The 13,842-nt window shown below is 62.7% G+C and carries 14 protein-coding genes; 9 read left to right on the top strand and 5 right to left on the bottom strand.

All coding sequences use genetic code 11. The annotated features are described in order from the left end of the window. Nucleotides 1–15 precede the first annotated feature (15 nt). Both ACZZZU_RS11405 and ACZZZU_RS11400 read right to left on the bottom strand, forming a co-directional pair. Entirely contained in the window at nucleotides 16–1,737 is a 1,722-nt protein-coding gene (locus ACZZZU_RS11405; RefSeq protein WP_463550640.1) for a C13 family peptidase, read from the bottom strand. Between the two features lie 171 nt (nucleotides 1,738–1,908). Beyond that, nucleotides 1,909–2,364, bottom strand: coding sequence for a MaoC family dehydratase (locus ACZZZU_RS11400; protein ID WP_122450688.1), 456 nt, complete (start codon nucleotides 2,362–2,364; stop codon nucleotides 1,909–1,911). A gap of 223 nt (nucleotides 2,365–2,587) precedes the next feature. On the opposite strand from ACZZZU_RS11400, the gene ACZZZU_RS11395 reads away from it, so the two are divergent. From ACZZZU_RS11395 to ACZZZU_RS11385, 3 genes are read left to right on the top strand one after another with little or no spacing between them, the layout of a single operon-like run. Further along, the gene (locus tag ACZZZU_RS11395) at nucleotides 2,588–2,956 is read left to right on the top strand and encodes a CidA/LrgA family protein (protein WP_122493255.1); all 369 of its coding nucleotides are present in this window, start codon (nucleotides 2,588–2,590) and stop codon (nucleotides 2,954–2,956) included. Then, entirely contained in the window at nucleotides 2,949–3,662 is a 714-nt protein-coding gene (locus ACZZZU_RS11390; RefSeq protein ID WP_463550639.1) for an LrgB family protein, read from the top strand. The genes ACZZZU_RS11395 and ACZZZU_RS11390 overlap by 8 nt, the downstream gene beginning before the upstream one ends. A gap of 54 nt (nucleotides 3,663–3,716) precedes the next feature. Further along, nucleotides 3,717–4,304: an LON peptidase substrate-binding domain-containing protein gene (locus tag ACZZZU_RS11385; protein WP_463550638.1), complete on the top strand. Its 588-nt coding sequence runs from the start codon at nucleotides 3,717–3,719 to the stop codon at nucleotides 4,302–4,304. A 77-nt stretch (nucleotides 4,305–4,381) separates the two neighbouring features. Here the strand turns inward: ACZZZU_RS11385 and ACZZZU_RS11380 are convergent, their stop codons facing one another. After that, nucleotides 4,382–5,713, bottom strand: coding sequence for a bifunctional DedA family/phosphatase PAP2 family protein (locus ACZZZU_RS11380; RefSeq protein WP_463550637.1), 1,332 nt, complete (start codon nucleotides 5,711–5,713; stop codon nucleotides 4,382–4,384). Further along, entirely contained in the window at nucleotides 5,710–6,447 is a 738-nt protein-coding gene (locus ACZZZU_RS11375; RefSeq protein ID WP_463550636.1) for a DNA-3-methyladenine glycosylase, read from the bottom strand. The genes ACZZZU_RS11380 and ACZZZU_RS11375 overlap by 4 nt, the downstream gene beginning before the upstream one ends. A 63-nt stretch (nucleotides 6,448–6,510) precedes the next feature. Between ACZZZU_RS11375 and ACZZZU_RS11370 the strand changes: the two genes are divergently transcribed. Continuing rightward, entirely contained in the window at nucleotides 6,511–7,350 is an 840-nt protein-coding gene (locus tag ACZZZU_RS11370; RefSeq protein ID WP_463550635.1) for a class I SAM-dependent methyltransferase, read from the top strand. Between the two features lie 221 nt (nucleotides 7,351–7,571). On the opposite strand, the gene ACZZZU_RS11365 is transcribed toward ACZZZU_RS11370, so the two are convergent. Next, on the bottom strand, nucleotides 7,572–8,801 hold the full coding sequence (locus tag ACZZZU_RS11365) for an alpha/beta fold hydrolase (RefSeq protein WP_463550634.1): 1,230 nt from the start codon (nucleotides 8,799–8,801) through the stop codon (nucleotides 7,572–7,574). Nucleotides 8,802–9,095: 294 nt separating this feature from the next. Between ACZZZU_RS11365 and ACZZZU_RS11360 the strand changes: the two genes are divergently transcribed. Genes ACZZZU_RS11360 through mrdA form a run of 5 tightly spaced genes read left to right on the top strand, consistent with a single transcriptional unit; the run spans nucleotide 9,096 to nucleotide 13,818 of the window. Next, nucleotides 9,096–10,361, top strand: a complete 1,266-nt coding sequence (locus tag ACZZZU_RS11360) for a glutamate-5-semialdehyde dehydrogenase (protein WP_463540176.1) — start codon at nucleotides 9,096–9,098, stop codon at nucleotides 10,359–10,361. 17 nt (nucleotides 10,362–10,378) lie between these two features. Continuing rightward, nucleotides 10,379–11,023, top strand: coding sequence for a nicotinate-nucleotide adenylyltransferase (nadD, locus tag ACZZZU_RS11355; RefSeq protein ID WP_463384760.1), 645 nt, complete (start codon nucleotides 10,379–10,381; stop codon nucleotides 11,021–11,023). A 35-nt stretch (nucleotides 11,024–11,058) separates the two neighbouring features. Next, on the top strand, nucleotides 11,059–11,439 hold the full coding sequence (rsfS, locus tag ACZZZU_RS11350; protein ID WP_122450763.1) for a ribosome silencing factor: 381 nt from the start codon (nucleotides 11,059–11,061) through the stop codon (nucleotides 11,437–11,439). A gap of 9 nt (nucleotides 11,440–11,448) precedes the next feature. Beyond that, nucleotides 11,449–11,916 (top strand): 23S rRNA (pseudouridine(1915)-N(3))-methyltransferase RlmH, encoded by a 468-nt coding sequence (gene rlmH / locus ACZZZU_RS11345; RefSeq protein ID WP_122493246.1) that lies wholly within the window; start codon nucleotides 11,449–11,451, stop codon nucleotides 11,914–11,916. A 9-nt stretch (nucleotides 11,917–11,925) separates the two neighbouring features. Further along, a complete protein-coding gene (gene mrdA, locus ACZZZU_RS11340) occupies nucleotides 11,926–13,818 on the top strand; it encodes a penicillin-binding protein 2 (RefSeq protein ID WP_463550633.1) in 1,893 nt (630 codons plus the stop codon). The last annotated feature ends 24 nt before the right edge of the window (nucleotides 13,819–13,842 follow it).

The following is a 13,842-nucleotide window of genomic DNA, read 5'->3' as shown; positions in this document are numbered from 1 at the left end:
CCAACAACTTCAAGTCTAGTTGCTGCCGTCGGGGTTGCTCGCTGCGCTGTTGGCCAGGGCGTGTTTGGCCTGACCGGCGCGCAACGTGCGCCACTGGGTGATTACCCCTTTGGGCGCCCAGAGTTGCGGCTCCGACGGTTCGAACTCATCTTCCAGCTCGCGTTTGGCCACGCTGGCCTTGGCTTGCTCGAAGGCCCGTTCCAGGTCGTCGGTGCTGCTCAGTGCTTCGGCAAACAACGCACGGCCGAAGTAGGTGAAGTCGGCCTCATCGGAGCAGCCGAATGAGGTTCTGTCACTGCGCGCGGCGGCCATTACCAGGGTGTTGTCATCCTTGATGTGCGGGATGAAGCCACCCGAATAACACGCCGAAACGACGACCACTTTGTAATGACTCTTTAATGGCACGAGCAGTTCCGCCAGTTCCTGGGCCGGCATATTCGCCAGTTCCAGGCCCGGCTGCACCAGGCTGAGCTGGTGGTCGCTGGAGCCGTGACTGGTAAGGTAGATGAACACCACGTCTTCGGCCCCCGATCGTTCGGCCAGGGTTTTTACCGCGCGGCGCAGGTTTTCGCGGGTGGCCAGTGGGCGGTCGAGCATATGGTCGCGGTGATTGACCAACGTGATCTGGCCATAGGCGCCGAAGCGCTCGCGCAGCAGGTTGCTGACGTAGTCGGCCTCGCGCAGGAACACGCTTTGCTCGCCGTCGCCAGCCAGGGTCAGGGTGTACAGCTCGACGGCCGGCGTGGAGGCGGGAATGGCGGCCAGGGCCTGGTCCAGCAGCTTGCCTTGTTGCAACAGGCCGACTTCCAACTGATCGGCCAGGGCATTGCCTTGCGCATCGCGGGCCAGCTTGCCGTTCTTCCACGTGCCGTTCTGCACCGTGCCGTCGGCCAGGGTGAGCGTGCCGGCGCCGTCGTAGTTGCCACGGGCGAAGTGGCCTTGATAGCGGCCGCCGTCTGCCAGTTTCAAAACGCCTTCGCCGTGGTAACGCCAGTATTTGAAATCGCCGTCGTAACGGCTGCCGTCGGTGCGCTCCAACTGGCCTTTGCCGGTCAGGCTGCCCTGGCTGAACTGGCCGAGCCAGACGTCGCCGTCCGCGCTTTGATAGCGGCCTTTGCCCTCAAGATTCGAATTTTTGAAGCTGCCGACATACGTGCTGCCGTCTTCGCCCTTGAGCGTTCCTTCGCCATTGATCACGCCCTTTTTGAAGGTGCCGGTGAGCTGGTTGCCGCGCTCATCGGTGGTGGTGCCGAAGCCTTCGGGCTCGCCTTTCTTGAAGCTGCCTTCAAAGCCGCTGCCGTCGGCACGTTGCAGCTTGCCGATGCCGTGGTACTGATCGTTTTTGAATTCGCCCTGGTAGCGGTCGCCACCTTTGATGGTCAGCGCGCCGACGCCGTCTTGTTTGCCTGCCTTGAAAGCGCCGGTGTAGCTGCTGCCTTCGCTGTACGTCAGCGTGCCTTGCCCGGCGAAGTCGCCATTGGCGAAACCGCCTTTGTAATGAGTGCCGTCCGAGTGGTGCAGTTCGCCTTCGCCATCCATCAGGCCGTCTTTGAACGTGCCTTCATACCAACTGCCGTTGGGGTAATCGATACGGCCTTTGCCTTGCAGCAAACCCTCGACGACCTCGCCGCGATAACGGCCGCCGTCGGGGAGTACGGCGTTGGGCGGGGTCAGCGGCTCGCCTTTGCCGCAGGCGGTTAGCAGCAGGGCCAGGGCGAGGATGGAGAGGTGGCGCATGTGGGAGAACGTCCATGTTGGATCGGGTTTGGGCGGAGTATGCCGCAAGTGTGCGGACAAAAAAGCATCGCGGCTAAAGCCGCTCCCACAGGGTGTGCAATAACTGTGGGAGCGATGCTTCCCCAAAAAAACAGGGCGCCGAAGCGCCCTGTTTTTCCACACCGTCCAGAATCAGACGAAGTACAAGCTCAGCGATTCAGCGATATACGCCGGCTTGGCCTGGCCTTCGATTTCCAGGGTGCACTTGGCTTTGAGCAGCCACTGGCCCGGATTTTTCTCGGTGATGTCGATCACGCTGGCCGACACACGCACGCGAGAATTCACTTTCACTGGCTGGATAAAACGCACGCTGTCCAAGCCGTAGTTCACCGCCATTTTCAGTCCTTCCGGGGCCAGCGCGATTTTCTCCATCAACACGGGAATCAGCGACAGCGACAAAAAGCCGTGGGCGATGGTGCTGCCGAACGGGGTCTTGGCGGCTTTTTCCGGGTCGACGTGGATAAATTGATGGTCGCCCGTGCATTCGGCGAATTGGTTGATGCGTTCTTGGTCAATCGTCAGCCACTCGGAATGGCCAAGTTCTTTGCCGATGTAGGATTTCAGTTCAGCGACGGGTACCAATGGCATATGTCCTCCTTGAGGAGACGGGTTTTGTTTTTGTTGAAACGTCCATGCCCCGTAGATCATCACGCGAGGTGAAGACGGTCAACCCTGCATCGCTGCGGCGAATAACAGCCCATACAGCCGGCGCGACGGGCTGGTTGGGGCGTTTTGCTTAGCGTGCTTATAATGCCCGACGCGATTTTTTTACCCCGGCGCTGCCCCCGTCGGGTCTGGATTGGAGAACTCCATGCTGTTACGTGGCCTGACTTGGTTGGTGGTTTTCCAACTGCTTGGCACGGTCTTGAACGTGCTGTTCTTGCACATGCTGCCGGGCCCGATCATTGGGCTGGTGCTGCTGCTCGGTTACCTGATTTGGCAGGGCGAGGTGGACGAGTCGATCTCCGTGGCCTCGTCGAGTTTGCTGCGTTATTTGCCCTTGTTGCTGGTGCCGGCGGCCGTGGGCGTGATGGTTTACGCCAAGGCGATTGCCGCCGACTTCTGGGCGGTGGGCGGCTCGTTGGTGTTGTCGGTGCTGCTGTCGATGCTGTTCGCCGGGTGGATGATGCAAAAGCTCATCGACCGTCAGCAGCGCAAGCGAGGTGAGCGCGATGTTTGATGTCGCCGGCGCCTGGCAGGCGCTCATCCATCACCCCTTGTTTGGCGTCGGCGTGACCCTGGCCGCTTACCAGTTGGCGCTTGCCGCCTACGAGAAAACCCGCTGGTTTTTCCTGCAGCCGGTGCTGGTCTCGATGCTTGCCGTAATCGCCGTGCTGGTGGCCTGTGGCCTGAGCTACGACGAGTACAAAGACAGCGCCAAAGCCCTGACTATTTTCCTCGGCCCGGCCACCGTCGCCCTGGCGGTGCCGCTGTTTCTTAACCTCAAACGGATTCGCCAACTGTTCTGGCCGACTTTGCTGACCCTGTTAATCGGCGGCGTGGTGGCCACCGGCATGGGCGTGTTGCTGGCCTGGTGGTTCGGCGCCGACCATATGATGCTGATGAGCATGGCGCCCAAATCGGTGACCTCGCCGATTGCCATGTTAGTGGCTGACCAGATTGGCGGCATTGCTGCGCTGGCGGCGGTGTTCGTGCTGATTACCGGCGTGATCGGCGCCATCCTCGGGCCTGAGCTGTTGCGCCGCATCGGCGTTCGCCACCCGGCGGCGCAAGGCTTGGCCATGGGCATGACCGCCCACGCCGTTGGCACCTCGCGCGCGCTGCAAGAAGGCGAAGAATGTGGCGCCTTCGCCGCGCTGGCCATGAGCCTGATGGGCGTTGGTACGGCGGTGGCGCTGCCGCTGGCCGTGGCGCTTTTCAGCTGATCATCCCGGCGCAACCGTTGTCACAGCCCTACGAGTGAATCAGGAGCGAGAAAGATGGTGCCGTTGTTTCCCCTCAATGTGGTGCTGTTCCCCGGCAGCGTGCTCGACCTGCAAATTTTCGAAGCCCGTTATCTGGACATGATCAGCGCCTGCATGAAACGCAACGAAGGCTTCGGCGTGGTGTGCATTCTCGAAGGTCGGGAAGTGGGCGAGGCGGCAGACAGCTTCGCCCAGGTCGGCTGCGAAGCGGTGATTCGCGACTGGAAACAACAACCCAACGGCTTGCTCGGCATTCGCGTGGAGGGCGCCCGGCGCTTCCATGTGCAACGCTCGCACGTGCAGCGCGACCAACTGACCACCGCCGAGGTTACCTGGGCCGACGAGGCTTCAGACTTCCCGCTGCTGCCCGAACACGCCGACCTGGCCGCGCTGCTGCAAGCGCTGGCCCAGCACCCGATGGTGTCGGAATTGGGCATGGGCAATGAGGCGACGGGGCAGCAGAGCTTGGGGTATCAACTGGCGTATCTGCTGCCGTTCGATGTCGAGCAAAAGCTGCAGCTGCTGGCGATTGATGATCCGCTGGAACGGCTCGATGCCATTCAGGGAATGCTGGATGAGTTGCAGGGCGAGATGACGGCGTAGCTCGAAAGCATCGCGGCTGAAGCCGCTCCCACAGGGTTAAATGCGAACCTGTAGGAGCGGCTTTAGCCGCGATTTTTTTACGGCACTATCGGCGCATACCGATACTGCTCCAGCGCATGCGGCAGCGCCCAACTGGCATGGGCGGCCAGCACGGCCAGGCACGCCGGCAATACCAACCACCACACGCGCGGCGACATAGCTGGCAACGGCTGACGCCACTGCGAGCAGGTCAGGCTGACCGCACACGCCGTGGCGGCGAGTAGCGCGCCGGCGATGATGTCGGTCGGCCAATGCACCCCCAAATACACCCGCGACAAGGCAATCGCCAGCGCCGGAATTACCGCCAGCAGCAGCCACGTCAGGCGCATGCGCACCGGCTGACCACGGCCGGCGAGCACCGCCAGCGTCAGGAAAAAGGCGAACGCGCCCGAGCTATGGCCGCTGGGCATGCTGAAGCTGTGCAGCGGCTCCAGCAGAATTTCCGGGCGGGCGCGGCCAAAGAACAGTTTCAGGAAATGGTTGGCGATGGCGCAGCCCAGCATCGTGCCGGTGGCGAAGAAAAAGCTGCGGTATTGGCGCGCCACCAGCAGCATCAGGCAGAGCATGATGCCGACGGTGAGCTGGGTGCGGAAGTCGCCCAGGCGCGTGATGATGGTGATGATGCTGTCCATCGCCGGTTGCCGCTGTTCTTGCACCAGCGCCATCAGACCCTGGTCGAGCTGACCCAGGCGCGGGTAGCCGATCAGCATGGCGATCAGCAGCACAAAGCCCATGCCGGCCATCCAGGCGGTCGCGCGGTGTTGTTGGCGCAGCGCGCCTTGCAGGCTGACGCCGATGAACACCGCCAACGCGGCGGCCACCACGGCGGCTTGTCCCCAGAAGCCTTCCGGCAAGGGCAAGCGCATGGCGGCGCCAGTGGCCCAGCCGGGCATCAAATAGGCAATCGACCAGCCGGCCGCGGCAATCAGGCTGACGATAATGAAGCGCGGCAACGGCATGTCGAGCATGCCGGCCACCATCGGCAACATCGGGCGCAGCGGGCCGATATAGCGGCCAACCAGAAGACTCGCCACACCGTAGCGCTGGAAGTAGCTCTCGGCACTGGCCAGCCATTCGGGGTGGGTGCGCAGGCCCGGCAGGTTGCGGATGTTCTGGTGAAAGCGCCGGCCCAGCGCATAGGAAATGGCATCGCCCAGCAGGCCGCCGGTGTAGCCCAGCAGCAGGGTTTCGCCGAGGGTCAGGGCGCCGCTGCCAGCCAGCACAGCAATGGCGAACAGCAGCACCGTGCCGGGCACGATGATGCCGGCAATCGCCAGGCACTCCACGCAGGCCACGACAAAAATGGCGATGCCCAGCCATTGAGGGTTGGCGCTGAGCCAGCCGGTGAGTTGGTTGAGCCACTCCGTCATGGGGCAAGGTCCTGTTGCGAGATCATGTAATAGAAGTCCTGATTTTCCAGTTGCCCACGGCGCAGAGGATTGCGCGTGCAGTGGCGGGCGTAAGCAGCATCGACAAAGCGGTAGAGCAAATGTTCATCGCGGCCGAGGGGAATGCCCAGGCGGGTGGTTTGAATAATCTGCTCGGGGGCGTAGCCGACATCTTCGACAAAAAACCGCTCGGGGTCGAAGCGTTTGCCATCCCAGGCCGGCACTTTAAGGCCGAGGGCGCGGCACAGCAGGGTCTGACCGTTACAGAGTTTTTCCAGCGAGCGCGGCTGGCCCTGGCTGTCGGGGTTGTTCTGCTGCATGCGCGCCAGGCATTCCGGGCCGCTGTGGGCGTCGGTATAAGGAAACGCCGATTTAATCAGCACCGCGTTGCCCGGCCCGTGGGCGCTGAAGTTCAGCGAGTCGCCGCCGCGCGCGTAGTACATATAAATGTGTCCGCCATCGAGGAACAGCGCCCGGCGTTTTTCCGTGTAGCCCAATGAGGAGTGGCTGCCTTTTTCGGCGAAGTAGTACGCCTCGGTTTCGATGATGCGCGCGGCGAGCCACAAATCGCCGACGCGGTGGCGGATCACTTTGCCCAATAAGGACTGCGCCAGCAATTGGGCGTCGCGGTCGAAAAAGCAGTCGGGCAGGGCGCGGCCTTCTGGCCAAGTGGGGTGTTGGGCGTTGGGCAAACTAAGGGTGGGATCACTCGGCATGGGCTGTCATCACACTGGGGCAAGGCTTAGGCTCGGGCGATCATAACAATAAGAGCTTTGGCCATGCCCGACCGCAGCCGTGCCGACAGTGCCCACATCAGCCCCAGCGCCCATTACACGGGTTATGTCTGGTACCGCCACCAACTCAGTGACGCCGCTTTTGCCACGCCCTTCGGCCGCTGGGTGCATGGCTTGCTGAGCCCGATTGCCTGGGGCGCGCGGGTCGGCTTTGGGCTGGATATCGAACACCTGTTGTTGCAGCGGCACCTGCTGCTCGATGCTCGGCTGACCGCCGCCATCGAAGAGCGCGGCGTGTGCCAGGTGGTGGAAATTGCCTGCGGGCTGTCGCCGCGTGGTCGGCGCTTTTGTCAGCGCTACCCCGAGTTGCGTTATCTGGAAGCTGATCTGCCGGGTATGGCCGTGCGTAAACGCCTGCTGCTGCACAGCGAAGGCTGGCTCAATGGCCGGCATCAGGTGCGCTCGGTGGATATTCTGGCCGAGCAGAGTTTGGAAGCGTTGTTCGCCGGGCTGGATCGGTCCGAGCCGGTGGTGGTGATCACCGAGGGACTGGTGAACTATTTTGAGCGGCCGGTGATTGAAGGTTTCTGGACGGCGCTGGCGGCGCAGTTGAAGGGATTTCCCCAAGGCGCCTACCTCACCGATTTATACCCCGACCTTAAAGAGCACCCGCGTTACCGCCAGTTGCGCTGGGGCGTGGGGATTATTGGGCGGCTGACGCGGGGCAATTACCCGCTGCACTACAGCGATGCCAGGGAGATTATCGAAGCGTTTGAACGCTGCGGTTTTCGCCACACCGAGGTGCTGGACCCGGCGCTGCACAGCCAAGGCTTGCCGCCGGTGACGCAGGCGACGTTGGTGCGGGTGATTGAGGCATCGGTCTGATATCGGCGTTTGCAGGAATCGAGGCTAAAGCCTCTCCCACAATGAACTCGGTCACCTGTGGGAGAGGCTTTAGCCTCGATTTTTTTGACTCATGCGCACGCCACGGCGGGCATTGCCCCTTGCCTAACCCGTTCGGCCCACGCTGCACTGCCTGCGGCATCCGCCTCTCCCACAATGAACTCGGTAACCTGTGGGAGAGGCTTTAGCCTCGATTTTTTGACTCATGCGCACGCCACGGCGGGCATCGCCCCTTGCCTAACCCGGTCAGCCAGCGCCGCACTCCCAGCCGCATCGGTATGCGCAAACACCCAGGCCAACTCCGAAGTGCTGCTTCGCAAGGGCAGAATCGCCAAGGCGGGCATATCAACCATCTGCAGTTGCCAGCCGCGTTGCGGCATTAGGGTTGGCAAGTCGCCCTGTAAGAGCCCGCCAAAAAATCCGAGTTCGTTCACGTCGACATTCAGTTCACCTATCACCGGATGCAGCAACCGCGCGCGGTTATGCAGCGGCGGATTTCGCGGTTCGTGGCGTTTTTCCAGGTGCGGCCACTGGTTGCGCGGCAGGTGCGTGCTGCCAGGGCTGATCAGGGGCAGCGGCTCGCCGCGCAGGAACGGGTTGTACAAACTGGTGCAGGCGTTGCGCCGTTCGAATTGGGCGAGGTGGTCGGCGTTGTGGATCAGCGCGCACTGGGCGTCGGCGCAGGCGCTGGCAAACACGGTGTGTTCCCACGGCTGGGTGAAATGGTCGTATTCGCCGGCCAATACCAGAGTCGGGCAACGGGGATGTTGGCGGAAGCCGGAAAAGGCCAGCAGGCGCTGGCTGTTTTGCCGGTAACGCTCGATTTCAGTCGCCGACAAGCGTTGCAACTGGCGCAGCAGGGCTTTGCGAAACACCGGCGCTACGCCAGTTTCCTGGCTGCGAGTGGGGTTGAGCAGGCCGGTGACGGCGCCGTGGGCAAACTCGGCGCAGCGCCCTTCCGCCAACAGCGCCAGGCTTTCTTCCAGTAATACCCGCGCGCCTCGGCGGCCAAAGGCGGTGATGCCGGCCAGCAGCAGGCGTGCGCAGTGCTGCGGGTGGCGGGCCGCAAACAGCGCGGCCAACGCCGAACCGTAAGACAAACCAATGGGCATCAGTGGCGGCACGTTGAGTTCGTCGGCGAAGGCGGCGATCAGGTCGGCGAGCGCTTCCAGGCTCAGTTCGGGCGCCAGTTGCAGGTTGCCGCCCTGGCTCGGCAGGTCGAGCAGAATCACCGGGTGATTGACCAGCAGCTCCTCCACTTCGCTGGCAAACGAGCGGAAGCACTGGAACGCGCCGCCTAGTAACAGCACCGGGCTGCGCGGGTCGTCGGCGCGGCTGGAATAGGCTTGGTACTGCACGCGCCACTGCCCCAGTTGCACAAACGGGCTGCTCTCTACCAACAGCGCCGGACTGTAGTCGGTGCGATAGCGCATGGCGCGTCTCCCTTCACTGTCATTGTTGTGTTGCCCGTCCCTGGCGGTGGGCAATTGGCTATGACTGCACGGTAGACATCTGCGCCCCGTTTGTTTACCTAACCTTCGGGGGGAGCAACGAGCCGCTGGCGTGGCAAGTGTCACCGTCTCGCGGCAAGGCGCGCGCGCTGTGCTTGCCAGTGTTACCGGAGGCTGAGTTGTAACGCGCTGTTTACCACCCGCCAGACGCCGCTGGGCGTGGGCCCGCCGCGCCGCTATAATCAGCCGCTTTCCCGACTGCCAGACCGCCTCGACATGACTGAGTCCGTGCTCGACTACATGACCCGCCTGGGTCGCACTGCCCGTGAAGCCTCCCGTGTGGTCGCCCGCGCCAGTACCGCGCAGAAGAACCGTGCCCTGCACGCCGCCGCCGCTGCCCTGGATGCAGCCCGCGCCGAACTCACCGCCGCCAACGAGCAAGACCTCGCCAACGGCCGCGCCAACAACCTTGAACCCGCCTTGCTGGACCGCCTGGCCCTGACCCCCGCGCGCATCGACGAGATGATCGAAGGCTTGCGTCAGGTGGCTACGCTGCCAGACCCCATCGGCGAAATCCGCGACATGCGTTACCTGCCTTCCGGCATTCAGGTCGGCAAAATGCGTGTGCCGTTGGGCGTGATCGGCATCATTTATGAGTCGCGTCCAAACGTGACCATCGACGCCGCCAGCCTGTGCCTGAAGTCGGGCAACGCCACCATTTTGCGCGGCGGCTCGGAAGCGATTAATTCCAACCGCGCCATCGCCGCCTGCATTCAGCAAGGCCTGGCCGAAGCCGGTTTGCCAGCGGCCGCCGTGCAAGTGGTGGAAACCACCGACCGCGCCGCCGTTGGCGCGTTGATCACCATGCCCGAGTACGTCGATGTGATCGTGCCGCGCGGCGGCAAGAGCCTGATCGAGCGCATCAGCCGCGATGCCAAGGTGCCGGTGATCAAACACCTGGACGGCATCTGCCACGTGTTTATCGACGCGGCGGCCGATATCGACAAAGCCATCCGCATTGCCGACAACGCCAAAACCCAGCGCTATGCGCCGTGCAACACCATGGAAACCTTGCTGGTGCACGCCGCTATCGCTGAGCGCGTGTTGCCGCCGCTGGCCGCTATTTATCGCGACAAAAAGGTTGAGCTGCGCGGTTGCCCGCGCACTCGCGCGCTGCTGGGCAGCGATGTGCTGGAGGCCACCGAAGAAGATTGGCGCACCGAATACACCGCGCCGATTTTGTCGATTCGTATCGTCGACAGCCTCGACGAGGCCATTGAGCACATCAACACCTACGGCTCGCAGCACACCGACTCCATCGTCACCGAGAACTTCACCACGGGCCGGCGCTTTATCACTGAAGTGGATTCCGCCTCGGTGATGATCAACGCCTCGACGCGTTTCGCCGATGGCTTCGAATACGGCCTGGGCGCAGAAATCGGTATCAGCACCGACAAACTGCACGCCCGTGGTCCGGTTGGCCTGGAAGGGCTGACCAGCGAGAAGTACGTGGTGTTCGGCGACGGTCACATCCGTACTTGAACACTGAACCAACAGCGGTGGGCAAACGCATTGGCGTGCTCGGCGGCACGTTCAACCCGGTGCACGTCGGCCATTTGCGCAGCGCCCTGGAAGTGGCGGAGTTCATGGGGTTGGACGAGCTGCGCTTGATTCCCAACGCGCGCCCGCCACACCGCGACGCCCCGCAAGTGTCAGCGCCGGACCGCTTGGCCATGGTCGAGCAGGCTGTTGCCGGCGTGCCGTTGCTGACGGTGGACGACCGCGAACTCAAGCGCGATCGGCCCTCTTACAGCATCGAAACGCTGGAGTCGTTGCGCGCTGAACTGGCGGTTGAGGATCAACTGTTTTTACTGCTGGGGTGGGACGCGTTTTGCGGCCTGCCGACCTGGCATCGTTGGGAAGAATTGCTGGACCACTGTCACATCCTGGTGTTGCAACGCCCGGATGCCGACAGCGAAGCGCCGCAAGCGCTGCGTGATGTTCTGGCAGCCCGCAGTGTCAGCGATCCGCTGACCATGAGCGGTCCCGGCGGCCAGATTGCTTTTATCTGGCAGACCCCGCTTGCGGTGTCTGCCACCCAGATCCGGAATCTGCTGGCCAGCGGAAAGTCGGTGCGTTTTCTGGTGCCCGACGCGGTGCTGGCCTACATCAATGCGCACGGACTGTACCGCGCGCAGAACTAGACACGAGAAACGAGTTAACTATGAGCAAGCCCGTAATGCCGAGCGAAGACCTGGTCAAATTGGCCGTCGCCGCCCTTGAAGACATCAAAGCCCAAGACATCACCACCATCGATGTACGCGGCAAAACCAGCATCACCGATTTCATGGTGATCGCCAGCGGTACCTCGAACCGTCACGTGAAGTCCCTGGTGGACAACGTGCTGGAAAAGGTCAAAGAAAAGGGCGTTCGCCCGCTGGGCAGCGAAGGCCTGGACACCGGCGAATGGGCACTGCTCGACCTGGGCGACATCGTCGTTCACGTGATGCTGCCAACCGCTCGCCAGTTCTACGACCTGGAACGCCTGTGGCAGGGCGCTGAGCAAAGCCGTGCGCAGAACCAGAACAGCGCGGAACAGTTCAACAGCGACGGCGAGTAAGGGCACCCCTTGCGTATACGACTGATCGCTGTCGGTTCGCGCATGCCGCGTTGGGTGGAAGACGGCTGGCAGGAATATGCCAAACGTCTGCCTGCCGAGCTGCCGCTTGAACTGGTGGAAATTCCCCTGAACACCCGTGGCAAGAATGCCGACGTGGCGCGCCTGATCCGTCAGGAAGGCGAGGCCATGCTGGCCAAGGTGCAACCGGGGGAAAAGATCGTCACGCTGGAGGTCACGGGTAAACCGTGGAGCACTGAGCAGTTGGCGGCGGAGCTGGAGCGTTGGCGTCTGGATGCGCGCACCATCAACTTGATGGTCGGCGGCCCGGAGGGTCTGGCGCCCGAAGTGCAGGCTCGCAGCGAACAACGCTGGTCGTTGTCGCCGCTGACCTTGCCGCATCCGCTGGTGCGCATTCTGCTCGGCGAACAGATTTATCGCGCCTGGACCGTGTTGTCCGGGCACCCTTATCACAAATAAAGCCTCGTAATGCCGCAGCCGATCCGCCTCAAGGACCACGAGAAAGACGCCCGCCAAGTTCGCAATCGCGTGGTGGTGGGGGCGGTCGCCATCTGTTTATTGATCGTGGTGCTGATTGCGCGCCTGTATTACCTGCAGGTCATTCAATACGAGTACCACTCGACCCTTTCTGAAAACAACCGCGTGCACGTGCAGCCGATTCCGCCCACCCGTGGGCTGATTTTCGACCGCAATGGCGTGGTGGTGGCCGACAACCGGCCAAGCTTCAGCCTGAGCATGACACGCGAACGCGCCGGCGACTGGCAGCAAGTGCTCGACGTGATTGTTGAAGTGCTGGAGCTGACCCCCGAAGACCGCACCCTGTTTGAGCGGCGTATGCGTCAGGGCCGTCGCCCCTTTGAGCCGGTGCCCATTCTGTTCGAGCTGAGCGAAGAACAGATCGCCCGCATCGCCGTGAATCAATTCCGCCTGCCAGGCGTGGAAGTGGTGGCGCAGTTGGTTCGCCATTACCCGCAAGGCGAACACTTCGCTCACTCCGTGGGGTATGTCGGGCGCATCAACGAGGCCGAGCTGAAAGTGCTCGACCCGGTGAATTACAGCGGCACCCACCATATCGGCAAAACCGGTATCGAGCGCTTCTACGAGCCGCAGTTGCATGGCCAGGTGGGCTACGAAGAAGTCGAAACCAACGCCCGTGGTCGCGTTCTGCGCGTGCTCAAACGCACCGACCCGGTGCCCGGCGCCGACATTGTGCTGAGCATGGACATTCATCTGCAGGAAGCGGCAGAAGCTGCGCTGGGCGGGCGTCGAGGGTCCGTTGTGGCGCTGGACCCGAACACCGGCGAAGTGCTGGCGATGGTCAGCCAGCCGAGTTTCGACCCCAACCTGTTTGTCACCGGCATCGGCTTCAAGGCTTACTCCGAGCTGCGCGACTCGCCGGACCGGCCGTTGTTCAACCGCGTGCTGCGCGGGTTGTATCCGCCCGGTTCGACCATCAAGCCCGCCGTGGCGATTGCCGGGCTGGACTCCGGCGTGGTGACGCCGAGCACCCGCGTGTACGACCCGGGCTTCTACCAATTGCCCAACTACGACCACAAGTACCGCAACTGGAACCGCAGCGGCGATGGCTCGGTGGACCTGCAAGCGGCGATCATGCGGTCCAACGACACCTACTTTTACGACCTCGCGCACAAGCTCGGCATCGACCGCCTGTACACCTACATGAGCCGCTTTGGCATCGGCCAGAAGGTGTCGCTGGACATGTTCGAAGAATCGCCCGGCCTGATGCCCAGCCGCGATTGGAAGCGCGGTCGCTATCGCCAAGCCTGGTTTCCGGGCGAAACGCTGATTCTCGGCATCGGCCAGGGCTACATGCAAACCACACCGTTGCAGTTGGCGCAGGTGTCGGCGCTGGTGGCCAACCACGGCAAATGGATTCGTCCGCACCTGGCGAAAACCGTGGACGGCGTGCCGCCGGTCGACCCCAACCCCATGCCCGATATCGTGCTGCGTAACCCCGGCGACTGGGCGCAAGTGAGCGCCGGTATGCAGCAGGTGATGCACAACCCGCGCGGCACTGCGCACAAAGTCGGCGACACCTCGACCTACCGCATCGCCGGCAAGAGCGGCACCGCGCAGGTAGTGGCGATCAAGCAGGGCGAGAAGTACGATCGTTCCAAGCTCGACGAACGCCACCGCGACCACGCCCTGTTCATTGCTTTCGCACCGGCCGAAACGCCGAAAATTGCCGTGGCGGTGATGATTGAAAACGGCGAGGGCGGTTCCAGCGTGGCGGCGCCCGTGGCCAAGGCCGTCATGGACGCGTGGCTGCTGGGCGAAAACGGTCAGTTGAAACCGCAATACGCACCGCCGGTTACGGCTGAGGCGCCCCGTCATGAATAGCGCTTACTGTGGGGCAGCATGAGT

It is taken from the genome of Pseudomonas sp. AC136 (assembly GCF_979258585.1).
The sequence above is the reverse complement of the archived record's forward strand: the minus strand, read 5'-3'. Positions and strand labels throughout refer to the sequence as shown.

What these genes read in the sequence shown, in the direction of transcription:
- ACZZZU_RS11405 (WP_463550640.1), bottom strand. Translation starts at nt 1,737, where the DNA reads ATGCGCCACCTCTCCATCCTCGCCCTGGCCCTGCTGCTAACCGCCTGC.
- ACZZZU_RS11400 (WP_122450688.1), bottom strand. Translation starts at nt 2,364, where the DNA reads ATGCCATTGGTACCCGTCGCTGAACTGAAATCCTACATCGGCAAAGAA.
- ACZZZU_RS11395 (WP_122493255.1), top strand. Translation starts at nt 2,588, where the DNA reads ATGCTGTTACGTGGCCTGACTTGGTTGGTGGTTTTCCAACTGCTTGGC.
- ACZZZU_RS11390 (WP_463550639.1), top strand. Translation starts at nt 2,949, where the DNA reads ATGTTTGATGTCGCCGGCGCCTGGCAGGCGCTCATCCATCACCCCTTG.
- ACZZZU_RS11385 (WP_463550638.1), top strand. Translation starts at nt 3,717, where the DNA reads ATGGTGCCGTTGTTTCCCCTCAATGTGGTGCTGTTCCCCGGCAGCGTG.
- ACZZZU_RS11380 (WP_463550637.1), bottom strand. Translation starts at nt 5,713, where the DNA reads ATGACGGAGTGGCTCAACCAACTCACCGGCTGGCTCAGCGCCAACCCT.
- ACZZZU_RS11375 (WP_463550636.1), bottom strand. Translation starts at nt 6,447, where the DNA reads ATGCCGAGTGATCCCACCCTTAGTTTGCCCAACGCCCAACACCCCACT.
- ACZZZU_RS11370 (WP_463550635.1), top strand. Translation starts at nt 6,511, where the DNA reads ATGCCCGACCGCAGCCGTGCCGACAGTGCCCACATCAGCCCCAGCGCC.
- ACZZZU_RS11365 (WP_463550634.1), bottom strand. Translation starts at nt 8,801, where the DNA reads ATGCGCTATCGCACCGACTACAGTCCGGCGCTGTTGGTAGAGAGCAGC.
- ACZZZU_RS11360 (WP_463540176.1), top strand. Translation starts at nt 9,096, where the DNA reads ATGACTGAGTCCGTGCTCGACTACATGACCCGCCTGGGTCGCACTGCC.
- rsfS (WP_122450763.1), top strand. Translation starts at nt 11,059, where the DNA reads ATGCCGAGCGAAGACCTGGTCAAATTGGCCGTCGCCGCCCTTGAAGAC.
- mrdA (WP_463550633.1), top strand. Translation starts at nt 11,926, where the DNA reads ATGCCGCAGCCGATCCGCCTCAAGGACCACGAGAAAGACGCCCGCCAA.